The organism is Mucilaginibacter achroorhodeus, assembly GCF_007846095.1.
Taxonomy (GTDB): domain Bacteria; phylum Bacteroidota; class Bacteroidia; order Sphingobacteriales; family Sphingobacteriaceae; genus Mucilaginibacter; species Mucilaginibacter achroorhodeus.
Map to the genome: position 1 here is coordinate 361,980 of NZ_VOEI01000002.1, position 11,830 is coordinate 373,809.

The following is an 11,830-nucleotide window of genomic DNA, read 5'->3' on the forward strand; positions in this document are numbered from 1 at the left end:
TGTATTATCTATTTCTTAAGCAAAGGTTTGATTAATTAAAGATGTACCTGATACCGATCTGAGCTTGCCATCTTGACGCTTGAGACACACCGTTACCAAATGAGTTGGTAAGAGGGATCTGGTTAGTGTTGTCAAAGTAAGGGAAAGAGTAAGTAGGTCTGCCGGTTGCAGCATCAACACCTTTGTAAGTTAACAAGGTAGTACGGTTTACAAATTTGAAGTTACCCCATGCTGAGTTTAGGAAGTTACCTAAGTTGATGATGTTGAATTCAAACTGTAGTGTGTTTTTAACCTTGCCGGTTGTTTGATAAAGATCCTGAGTGAAGTTAAAGTTTACCAAATGGAAGTAAGGTAACACTAAACCATTACGCTCAGCATATTTACCTCTGCGTTTGCTTAAGTATGGATCTTGATTTATGTAAGCATCTAACTGACCGTAAGTTTGAGCAATGGTACGGGTATCTGATGCATTATCTTTCACCAATACAATATCATTAGCATTCTTAGGAACGTAGATCAGGTCATTGCTGGTTTGTCCGTCGCCGTTAACATCACCGCTGTATACATAAGAAGCAACACCATTGTTAGCAGCTTCGTAAGTTAAACCAACAGAAGTTGTTAAGTGGTTTAAGTATTGCTTGCGGTATGATGCTGATGCAATGATACGGTTTGGCTGATAGAAGTTAGAATAAGAAGTAACATCAGCGTTAGGGTCACCTGATACTGAACGGTCTCTCCAGGTTGATTGTGCAATAGAACCACCATCATTAACCGAACGGCTATCAGAGTAGGTATAAGCTAAGCTGAAGTAGAATTCTTTAAAGGTGCGTTGTAACTGACCTGTAATACTATAAGTATAACCTTTATTGGTATTCTTAAGCAAAATAGCGTCAGTAATGTTAGGGTTAGCAGCAGTGTTACCGTTGGCACCATTAGCAAGTGTAATTGCAGGGTAAACAGTTGTATTGCTGTAACGCACACGGTTATCGCTACCAACAAACGCAGTACCGGTTGATGGCAATGCAACGTTTTGGTAATAAACCGCATTGATATCTTTAGAGTAAATACCCTCTAAAGTACCGATGAAACCGAAAGGTAATTTTTGGTCGACCGCTACGTTTGCTCTGAAGTTTGATGGGAACTTGAAGTTCTTATCGCTGATAGCCAGGTTGTACTGAGTGTTTGCAGCAGCGCCCTGTGGCCTGTTTGCATTAACATCAGGATTGAAGGCTAAACGAGGATCTGTGGCAGTAACACCAGCCTGACCAGGTACCAAGGTATATGAACCAAATTGAACACCGTTGTTGCTGGCCTGGTTAGAGATGTATACATAAGGTACCGGACCGGTAAATATACCAACACCACCACGTAATTGAGTGGTACCTTGTCCATTAACATCCCAGTTGTAACCAACACGTGGAGAAAGCTGAACACGGGTTTTAGGATACTGAGAGGTATTAACCTGGTAGCCATCTCTAAAGCCTGTTAAAGCAGCAGCATTTGAGTTGAAATCGCTTTGGGTGTTATAAACCGGAAGATCTGCACGTAAACCGTAAGTCAACTTAAAGTTGTCGTTTACCTGCCATTTATCCTGCACATATAAACCAATAGTGTAAGCTTTTACATAAGCAAACGGGAACGAGCCATCAGCCAAAGCAGAATATTGGTATGCATAACGTGCCGCATTTGTAGCGCCAGTATTAGCAGACGCATAAAAATCTGCTAAGCTGTTAAAGCGATATAAACCGTTGTAATTAGGTGCAAAGCCGTTTTTAAATTTGTTGAACTCATTTTGCGTACCAATGTTGATCTCGTGTTTACCGGCAAATATGGTAAAGTTATCACTCAATTGGTAAGTATCGGTATTTAACAAGTTATTAGCAGTGAAAGGCTCATAACCAAATGAGGTTAATGTACCTGTACCCTGTGGGTTCAAGATATCAACCAACGGGAAAGCGCCGCCACCTGGTGATTGACGGAAATCGCGTAGCGCCTGGTAACCTAAAGTTAGTTTGTTGGCAAACTTGTCGCTAATGCGGGTATTTAACTCTACTATACCAATATTAAAGTTGTTATTGATAGTATAGTAAGAAGAGAAGAACGGCAAGCCGGTAAGGCCAGGGCTACGACTACCTTGAGCACCAGAGCTGCTTGGAGGTACATCACGGAAAGATTTCAGATAAAAATACTTCACTGATAAAGTGTTGTTTTTATCGATGTTCCAATCCAATTTAGCGGTGATCTTATCTGATTGTGTACGCAATTGGTAATTTTCAAAAGCTCCCGGATCATAATTGTACTTAGTTTTTAAGAAGTTGCTAAGTGTAGTAAGATCATCATAAGATGCTTGCGAGATACTACCGCCAGAGTTTTGACCTGCACGTGCTGCTGTATAGGCCGTTGCAGGGTCTTTAATACGCTCTTGCTCACCAGAGATAAAGAAGAACAATTTATTTTTGATAATAGGGCCACCTAAACTGATACCGCGTTGGTTGTAGCTGATCTGTGGCTTAGCAACCTCGGCAGTCATAGCTTTTAAACCAACCAAGCCTGCAGAACGGATGTAGGTGTAAGCAGTACCTTTAAACTCGTTAGTACCTGATTTGGTTACGGTGTTGATACCTGTACCTGCGAAACGACCCTGGGTTACGTCAAACGGAGACACAGAAACCTGGATCTGCTCAATCGCGTCAAGTGAAATAGGCTGTGAGTTTGCCTGGCCACCTAATGTGTTCGATAGACCGAAAGAGTTGTTAAACAATGCACCGTCAACAGTTAAGTTGTTACCATTACCGTTACGACCGCCAAAGCTGTTACCTGCACCGTTAGTATTAGCGGTTGGTGTTAATTTGGTGTAATCGTAAATAGACCTGCTGATGGTTGGTAAACGATCGATCTGTGCGCGTGTAACGATCTCTTGGGAACCGGTACGTGAGTTGTTTATTACCTTGTTTTGCGTGCTGGTTACAGTAACCTCGCTTAGCTGTGTGCTGGTTGGTAATAATTTAACATCGATCTTAAACTCCTGACCCAAAGAAAGCGTAATGTTTTGCTGGGTGTTTGGGTTGAAACCGATGAATTTAAAACTTACTGTGTACGGACCACCAACACGTAGGTTGGGTAAGTTGTACCTACCATCGGCACGTGTAACAGTTCCGTAATTAGTACCTGTAGGGCCATGAAGAGCCTGTACAGTTACTCCGGGAAGTGGAAGGCCTTTTTCGTCTACCACCGTGCCCGACATGCTACTTGTTGTTACCTGTGCAAAAGTGGCAACAGTAGCAAACAAGAACATAATTGCGAGAAGTAAATGTTTTCTCATACTTTGTTTTTTGTGTTTAACCGTTAAGTGAATTAATCAATATGTGATTTAATGCCGCAAAGATAAATAACAAAGGACGTTAGTATATTAAGTTAATGTTAAGAATACAAGGATATTTTTCAACACTTTACGCCCAATTTTAATAGAAAATGAAAATTTAATGAACTTTTAGAATGAGGTTTGCATTGCTAAAGTCATTTTGTTCAGTAAATATTAATCATTTACTCAATTAGTCCTATATTTTCGCCGCCAATTAGCTAAGCAGTGCAATTTTTCAATTACGCAGGTTTTATTTAGCTTTGGCATTCCAAAATCATAAAAGATACATACTAATATGGATTACGATTTAATTGTTGTTGGTTCGGGCCCGGGCGGTTATGTTGCTGCTATTCGCGCATCTCAACTGGGTTTAAAAACCGCTATTGTAGAAAAAGAATCACTTGGGGGAATTTGCCTTAACTGGGGTTGTATCCCTACCAAGGCTTTGTTAAAAAGTGCCCAGGTTTTTGAATATTTAAATCATGCCTCCGATTATGGTATAAAAACCAATGGCGGCGAAGTTGATTTTGAAGCCGTTATTAAACGTAGTCGTGGTGTTGCCGATGGCATGAGCAAAGGTGTTCAGTTCCTGATGAAAAAGAATAAGATCGATGTAATCATGGGTTTTGGCACACTTAAAGCAAAAGACACCGTTTCTGTAAAAAGCAATGATGGAGCTACTAAAGACTTTAAAGCCAAAAACATCATCATAGCTACAGGCGGACGCTCCCGCGAGTTACCTAATCTGAAACAGGATGGTAAAAAAGTAATTGGTTACCGCCAGGCGATGGTATTGCCACAACAGCCTAAATCAATGGTTGTAGTAGGTTCAGGTGCAATTGGTATCGAGTTCGCATATTTCTACAACTCAATAGGTACCAAAGTTACCGTAGTTGAGTACCTTGATAATATCGTTCCGTTAGAGGATGAAGAAGTGTCTAAAGCACTTTTGCGTTCACTAAAGAAACAAGGCGTTAACGTAATGACAGGCTCTACCGTTGAGTCGGTTGATACAAATGGCGAAGGTTGCCGTGTAAATGTAAAAACCGCTAACGGTAACGAAGTTCTTGAAACAGAGATTGTATTATCGGCAGTTGGTATTTCTACAAATATTGAAGGCATAGGCCTTGAGCAGGTTGGCGTTAAAACTGATAAAGGCAAAGTTTTGGTTGATGACTTCTACAAAACCAACATCGATGGTGTTTACGCTATCGGTGATATTGTAAAAGGCCAGGCTTTGGCACACGTAGCATCGGCAGAAGGTATCATCTGCGTGGAGAAAATAGCCGGTCAACACCCGGAACCTTTAGATTATAATAACATCCCTGGCTGTACTTACTGCTCACCTGAAGTTGCTTCTGTCGGCTATACCGAAAAAGCGGCTAAAGAAGCGGGTTACGAGATAAAAGTAGGTAAATTCCCATTCTCGGCATCTGGTAAAGCAAGCGCAGCTGGCGCTAAAGATGGCTTTGTTAAAGTTATCTTCGATGCTAAATATGGCGAGTTCCTTGGTGCGCACATGATAGGCTACAACGTTACTGAAATGATCGCTGAGGTTGTTACAGCCCGCAAACTGGAAACTACCGGTCACGAGATCATCAAATCAGTACACCCTCACCCTACAATGAGCGAAGCCGTAATGGAAGCTGCGGCCGATGCATATGGAGAAGTGATCCATTTGTAATAGAATGGTGCAACATATTAAAGCCTCCTTGTTTGACAAGGAGGCTTTTCTTTTTTAAAGGCATTGCATCAAAAAAGCAGGCAATGTGAATAACACAATGCCTGCTTTAAAACTTTAAATTCTTAAGGTTACTTAGTATATTCCTTATCTAAAAATGTATAACGGGCTTTTTCCTGCGCGCTTTCTTTAACAGGTTTTGCTATCACGTTGATGTCAATAAATGATGCCGGGCTGCCTTTGATGTTCGCATTCCATTTAGGCAAACCCTTGCCATTAGGATTGCCGGTTTTGATGAAATTAGCAAAATAGCTTTCCATTGTTTCTGATACTTTGTAATCTTCGGGTGTCCAGGCGTAAGTTTTGTTGGTAGCGAGGTTCCCCATCGCGTACTCTATTTCTGAAGCGTGTGCGGCACCATTGTACGGAGCAGGTTGTTTGGGCGCTTCAGGCTTTTTGCCTTCATCTTTGATAATACCACCAGCAAGCCCTTGTTTTGCATTACCCATCGCAGCTGTCATAGGTGGGCGCGGTTTAGAGAACAGGTAACGATAAACAGGTTTGCCGCCTGTTTCCGCATGTGCATCAGCCCATTTCCAGGTACTATATGATATGAAGCGGTCGCTGGCCAGTTCTGTAGCCGATTTAATTACTTCCTTCTGTGTATTGCCGGGATATAGCTTCAAAACCTCATCAGCTTTTTCACCGTACAGGCTTTTGACTTTTTTAGCATAATTTTCCGGCGTAGGTGCTTCGCCCCACATCAATGCCTGGTAAGGTATTTCTGCGTTATTCCAACCTACTAAAAGCGGCACTTTAGCTTGCTCACCCGCTTCCAACGTCTCAATTGGCTTTTTAGTGAAAAAATATCCATCGATGGCCGCTGCTACAACATTTTGCACACCAGGTTTTGATGCCATTTCAAGCAACTGGTCGGCAGGTATTGCGCGCAGATCTGAAAGCGATTTGGCGCCAACTTGTCCCATAAATTTAACACCGTTCTCTTCGGCAACTTTAAGTGGCACGCCAGGTAACGTTGGCGCGATCATGGCGCCGCTTTCACCGATGGCTCCGTTGATCAGATCTTTTGATAAAGAAGAAACCATTTGTGCCGATACCGATATAGAGCCAGCCGACTCACCTGCTATAGTAACACGTTTAGGATCGCCGCCAAATGCTGCAATGTTAGCCTGTACCCAACGCAGCGCTGCGTTTTGATCTAAAAGTCCGTAGTTCCCGGAGGCATTATGTTTTGATTCTTTGGTCAGCTCAGGATGTGCCAAAAAGCCAAACACACCTAATCGGTAGTTTACGGTGAGTGCAATTATACCGCGTTTGGCCATGCTTTCACCATCGTATCTCGCCTCTGAACCATCTCCCGCTACAAAACCACCACCGTAAAAGTAAACTAATACGGGCAGTTTAGCTTTAGGCTTGCCTGCAGGCACCCAAACATTAAGATAAAGACAATCCTCGCTCATACCAGCCGAGCGAAAACCCATATCACCGAATACCTTTTTCTGCATGCCATTATAGCCAAATGCGTCACATTTTCTTACGCCTGTCCAGTTATTTACTGGTTGAGGTTCTTTCCACCTTAGTTCACCTATCGGCGGCTGGGCAAATGGTATTCCTTTAAAACTGCTTACCCCGGATTTTTCGGTTACGCCCTCAACTGTGCCGTTAACCGTTTTAACCTGCATTTGTGCATAAGCCCCAAGGCAGGCACTTTGCAGCAATAGCAGATACAATAGTTTTTTCATGGTTTTATGTTATAATTGGTTATTGTTGGATTGCTGAATGTAGCTAAAATATATTCAGCATCAAACATCATTATGTCTTTGTGACACAATTAATCTAAAACAGCTATGAAACCAACAATAGTGATCGAATATTGCCCAAAGTGTAACTGGATGTTGAGAGCTGCATACATGGCCCAGGAACTTCTAACCACTTTTACAGATGATGTTTACGGAGTAACGCTGCAACCGAGCGAAACATCAGGTAAGTACAATATAAGTGTTAACGAAAATGTAATTTTTGATCGTAAGGAACAGGGCCGTTTCCCTGAGATAAAAGAATTGAAGCAATTGGTGCGTGATGTAGTGGCGCCTGAAAAGGGCCTTGGACATAGCGATAGAGGGCAATAAATTACTATGCCTGCATATTATGTCGTCCAAATTTGTTTGTTTACATTTGTGCTGTATATTTATTAAATGCTATCCAAAAAGACTAAATACGCCATTAAAGCTTTAGTGGTGATGGGCAAGAACATCGATAAACCACCTATGCAGATCTCTAAGATCGCAGAAATGGAGCGCATACCTAAAAAATTTCTTGAACAGATTCTGCTCGACTTACGAAACGCTGGTTATTTATACAGTAAAAAAGGTGCAGGCGGTGGTTACAGTCTCAATAAATCTCCTAAAGACATATTTCTTGTAAGTATTATGCGTATTACCGATGGCCCTATCGCCATGGTGCCTTGCGCAAGTTTAAACTTTTACCACAAATGTGATGAGTGTCACCAGGAGCATACATGCGGTATACGTGATGTATTTATCGATGTACGAGATGCCACTTTGAAGATCCTCTCTGAAACCAGCATTGCCGATATTATTGATCGAGAGAATTCGCTGATCGTAAAAATGTAATATCAATCATTCAGTTTATCTGATATATTCTTGATAGCTTCATCCAATTTAGCAGCCGACTCCTGCAGGTACGGTTCAACCTGTTCGTAATCCTCGGGTTTGTTCGCGCTGTTCTTCAGGATATCGATGATACCCAAGATGTTAGTCAAGTGTTTCCGCACCTCGTGCGAATTGATAAAGGCTAATTCTTCTTTTTTAGCGGCAAATAACAATTTTTCGTAATGGCGCTTTTGTTTTACCGTGCGGTATATTAGCGCAATGGCAATTATAACTAATGCCGCGACTACCACTATAAATATCAGCCAAAGTCGCTCTCTTTCATAAATGGCAGCACGCTGGTTATAAGAGCTTTCAGTCTCATCAAGCTTTATCTGAGATGATATACTGCCCACTTGCGTTAATCGGGTATTGTATTCACGCGCTTCGGCAAGGGCTTTTTTAAAGTTCTCGGAAGCAAAACTTGCACCTTCCTGCTTCTCTGCAATTTGTCCCAGCAGTTCGTAAAGATGCTGCTTTATCTCCGGGTGGTTGTTTTCCCCATTTGCCTCTAATAAACGTTGAACTATAGTGCGAGACGAATCTAATTGCCCGGCTTGGTAATAGGCGTCAGCAAGGCGCTGATCTTCCAGGTCACTGTTAGTGTATTGTTTATTTGCCTTAAGATCTTTGATCTGCTTTATGGCAATATCATACCAATGTTGTAGCAGCGATACGTAATATTCTACACGTTTACGGTAAGTAAATATTTTGTAATTTCTATTTTCAGGAGCAAGGAGCTTTTTATAATAAGCTTTTAAAGAATCAAGCTTATTCATTCTAAAATAATTCTCAGAGATATTATATAAGATAACACTCGAGAGCATCTTTCTGCCAAGTGTATCACCTTGTATAAGCAACCAGGCCTTATTAAGATAATTGAGCGATTCCGGATACAAGCCTGATTTATAATAAAGATCTGAGATGTTTATATTTAGTGATGCCTCCCTCCTGTTATCCTTAAACGTAGTTCTCAGTTTACGTACCCGTATGGTTGCTAAGCGATAATTATAGATAGCGCCAATGTAATCACCTTCATCTGTTTGTATAAAACCAAGATGGCTTAGCAGTTGAAACATCAGGTAATCTTGTTTCTTGGTTTCTGCCTCCTGTACCGCTTTGGTCATCGCCAGCTCCGCCTGTTTAAGGTTATGGAGTTTATTGTAGGCCATGCTTTTTGCGAATAATAAGAAAATGTTTTTTTCGGGAAAGTTAAAGCGGTCAAAATACTGGCTTAAGGTATCCTGTACATCATTTAGTTTGGCAGGTTCTGATTGTTGTATGCTTGATTTAACAAAAGCAATTAGTCGCTTTTGCTGGGGTAATACATCTTGCTGATTTAGAATATCAGTTAGTGTATCCTTATTTATAGCCCTTTGGCGTATAGGCATGGCATTATCCTGCCGCCCGCTTGCAGTTGTAATTAAAAAGGGGAAAGTGCAAAAACTGATAAGAAGAATAAGCCTTTTAAGCATCAACTATAATTTCAATAAAAATACGTTTGCCTTTTGTAAAAACAAATAAACTAAGCAAAAGGCAACCTATAATTTTGAATTTTCGTATAACGAAGAAATAATTTAATTTTGCGTTTATAACACAACCATATCAACATGAAAAAAATTTTTTACCTTGTTTTAGCCGTTGTTGTAGTTGGCATTTATTCTTGCCAAAAAGACAACATGGCACCTGCCAAGCAGGGCTTTAACAGTGGTATTGCTTCTAAAAAGAAGGATACTACGCCACCAGATCCAACCTTTACAACATCAAGGTTGATCAAAAAAGACACTACGCCACCAGATCCAAGGTTTACTACTTCTTCTGCTAAGAGGGATACTACGCCACCAGATCCAAGACGATAATCTTTAAATAAGCCCCATAAAAATATGGGGCTTATTTTTTAGCTGTCGAATTTATCAAGCAGCTTTAATAGTGTCTCAAAATCTTTGGGATAAGGGGCGTGTATATTCACATCTGCGCCAGAAGGTAGTTTAAAAGCCACCTCATAAGCATGCAGGGCAAAACGCTTCATAATCGGTTGTTCTTCCTGGTCTTTACCTAAAGTATATTTGCGTTTTAATTTAGAAAGAAACACCGGCTGGCCCTTGTACATGTCGTCACCGGCTATTGAGGCGCGTTGAGTGGCCAGGTGTATGCGTATCTGGTGCATACGGCCTGTTACAGGGCGACACTCTACTAAAGTATAGTGTTTAAAATATCGTAATGATTTGAACCAGGTTTCGGCACGTTTACCATCTTGCCTGCTAATGGTAACGCTGCTTTTACCCACATTCAATATCGGCAGATCAACCAAAAGGTCATCAAATACATGCGTTCCGTCGATAACAGCGTGGTAAACCTTTTTTACCTTACGACGCTCAAACTGCATGGATACTGTACGATATGCTTCAGGATTTTTAGCAATGATAAGCGCTCCCGAGGTTTCCTTATCCAAACGATGGCATATTTGTGCATCATCGGTATACTGTTTAGCAAGCCGCAGCATATTGATTTCCCCCCCTTCGCGCTCATCTAACGATGCTATAAAAGGCGGTTTATTAACCACTATCAGATCGTCATCCTCAAACAATATCAGGTCTGCAAACTTTGGAACTTTCATTGCCGCAAAGGTACACTTTTGTAGGTTAAACTCCTTAGGGTTTTAAGTAGTGCAGCAACCTGCACAATCAGCTGAAAACAAAACTTATACAGCAATGTTAAAAAGGCATCTATCACACCTAAAAGAGAAACATTATGAGCACATCAAAAACACAGCCTGAAGAAAAAGGCTTCTTCGAAAAGATAAAAGAAACCATCGAAGAATTTTGGGACGGCACAAAAGAAACAGCTGAGGATGTAAAAGAAGCTGCGGCAGATAAAGTTGATGATCTTAAAGCTAAGGTTGTTGCCAAAAAAACAGCTACTAAGCGTAAAGCCAGCCCTGCTAAGGCCATAGCTTCGGCAACCAAAACAACCATTGCAAAAAAAGCTTCAGCTACTACTGCTGCTGCTAAAAAAGAAGCCGGTGAGATCAAAGAGAAGGCAACTGAAAAAGCTAAAGAGGTAACCTCAAAAGCAAAAACAGCTGCTGCAAATGTTAAAAAATCTGCAAATGACACTGCATCTAAAGTTGCAGCCAAAGCGAAGGACGTTTCTGATAAAGCTAAGAAAGAAGCTACCGCAGTAAAAGCAAAAGCTACTACTAAAGCTAAAGCGGCTGGTGATACAGCCAAGAAAGAAACTACAGCGGCCAAAAAATCCGTAGCTGCAAAAACAACAGCTACAAAACGCGCTTCAAAAAGTGCATAATCATTAAAAGATAAAGGCCCCAGTTATTGGGGCCTTTATCTTTTATGCTTCAAATTTATAACCTACTCCTTTAACCGTAGATACACAATCATCTCCTAACTTTTCGCGGAGTTTGCGTACGTGCACATCTATGGTACGGTTGGTAACTACTACAGAATCTTCCCAAATATTTTTCAGGATCACCTCTCTGGTGTAAACCTTGCCCGGTTTTGATGCTAAAAGGTATAATAGTTCAAACTCCTTTTTGGCCAATACTACCTTTTCGCCTTTTTTGTAAACCAGGTAAGCTTCGCGGTCTATAACCAGGTCGCCTATTTCCAGTTTGTTGTCGGTAACTTCCTCTGGCGGTGCGTTACGGCGCAGTATAGCGTTTATGCGGCTTACTAATGCACGTGGCTTAATTGGCTTGGCTATATAGTCATCAGCACCTACGTTAAAGCCTGCAATTTCTGAATACTCTTCACTGCGAGCGGTTAAGAATACCATAAAGGTATTTTTAAACTCCGGCATGGTACGCATAATACGGCAAGCCTCAATGCCATCCATTTTAGGCATCATTATATCCAATACAATCAGATCGGGTTGGGTTCGTTTAGCTTCGGCAACGGCTTCCTGGCCGTTACGGGCAGAATATACCTGATAACCTTCTTTTTTAAGGTTATATTCTATCAGCTCTAAAATATCCGGTTCGTCGTCAACAATTAAGATCTTCTGTTTGCTTGAACTGCTCATGTATATTTAATTTTGGTATAAAAGTATAACCTTAATTAAAGATAATGGTTAATCCTATGT

At 41.1% G+C, this 11,830-nt stretch carries 10 protein-coding genes; 5 read left to right on the forward strand and 5 right to left on the reverse strand.

Going from position 1 to position 11,830, the window contains the following annotated elements:
- Positions 1-31: 31 nt before the first annotated feature.
- Positions 32-3,322: a TonB-dependent receptor gene (locus FPZ42_RS07525; RefSeq protein ID WP_146269950.1), complete on the reverse strand. Its 3,291-nt coding sequence runs from the start codon at positions 3,320-3,322 to the stop codon at positions 32-34.
- Positions 3,323-3,656: 334 nt separating this feature from the next.
- Here FPZ42_RS07525 and lpdA point away from each other — a divergent pair, with 334 nt between their 5' ends.
- The gene (lpdA, locus tag FPZ42_RS07530) at positions 3,657-5,045 is read left to right on the forward strand and encodes a dihydrolipoyl dehydrogenase (RefSeq protein ID WP_146269952.1); all 1,389 of its coding nucleotides are present in this window, start codon (positions 3,657-3,659) and stop codon (positions 5,043-5,045) included.
- Positions 5,046-5,173: 128 nt separating this feature from the next.
- Here lpdA and FPZ42_RS07535 read toward each other — a convergent pair whose 3' ends face one another.
- The gene (locus FPZ42_RS07535) at positions 5,174-6,805 is read right to left on the reverse strand and encodes a carboxylesterase/lipase family protein (protein ID WP_146269954.1); all 1,632 of its coding nucleotides are present in this window, start codon (positions 6,803-6,805) and stop codon (positions 5,174-5,176) included.
- A 105-nt stretch (positions 6,806-6,910) separates the two neighbouring features.
- Between FPZ42_RS07535 and FPZ42_RS07540 the strand changes: the two genes are divergently transcribed.
- Positions 6,911-7,192 carry a SelT/SelW/SelH family protein gene (locus tag FPZ42_RS07540; RefSeq protein WP_146269956.1) on the forward strand — a complete coding sequence of 94 codons (282 nt, stop codon included), beginning with the start codon at positions 6,911-6,913 and terminating at the stop codon, positions 7,190-7,192.
- Positions 7,193-7,258: 66 nt separating this feature from the next.
- Complete coding sequence (locus tag FPZ42_RS07545; protein WP_146269958.1) at positions 7,259-7,696, forward strand: RrF2 family transcriptional regulator; 438 nt, start codon at positions 7,259-7,261, stop codon at positions 7,694-7,696.
- Between the two features lie 2 nt (positions 7,697-7,698).
- Here the strand turns inward: FPZ42_RS07545 and FPZ42_RS07550 are convergent, their stop codons facing one another.
- Positions 7,699-9,123 carry a tetratricopeptide repeat protein gene (locus FPZ42_RS07550; protein WP_146269960.1) on the reverse strand — a complete coding sequence of 475 codons (1,425 nt, stop codon included), beginning with the start codon at positions 9,121-9,123 and terminating at the stop codon, positions 7,699-7,701.
- Between the two features lie 219 nt (positions 9,124-9,342).
- On the opposite strand from FPZ42_RS07550, the gene FPZ42_RS07555 reads away from it, so the two are divergent.
- Complete coding sequence (locus FPZ42_RS07555) at positions 9,343-9,591, forward strand: hypothetical protein (RefSeq protein WP_146269962.1); 249 nt, start codon at positions 9,343-9,345, stop codon at positions 9,589-9,591.
- Positions 9,592-9,629: 38 nt separating this feature from the next.
- Here FPZ42_RS07555 and FPZ42_RS07560 read toward each other — a convergent pair whose 3' ends face one another.
- Positions 9,630-10,349, reverse strand: a complete 720-nt coding sequence (locus tag FPZ42_RS07560; protein WP_146269964.1) for an RluA family pseudouridine synthase — start codon at positions 10,347-10,349, stop codon at positions 9,630-9,632.
- A 134-nt stretch (positions 10,350-10,483) separates the two neighbouring features.
- Here FPZ42_RS07560 and FPZ42_RS07565 point away from each other — a divergent pair, with 134 nt between their 5' ends.
- The gene (locus FPZ42_RS07565) at positions 10,484-11,038 is read left to right on the forward strand and encodes a hypothetical protein (protein WP_146269966.1); all 555 of its coding nucleotides are present in this window, start codon (positions 10,484-10,486) and stop codon (positions 11,036-11,038) included.
- 42 nt (positions 11,039-11,080) lie between these two features.
- Here the strand turns inward: FPZ42_RS07565 and FPZ42_RS07570 are convergent, their stop codons facing one another.
- Entirely contained in the window at positions 11,081-11,770 is a 690-nt protein-coding gene (locus tag FPZ42_RS07570; protein WP_095704744.1) for a response regulator transcription factor, read from the reverse strand.
- Positions 11,771-11,830 lie beyond the last annotated feature (60 nt).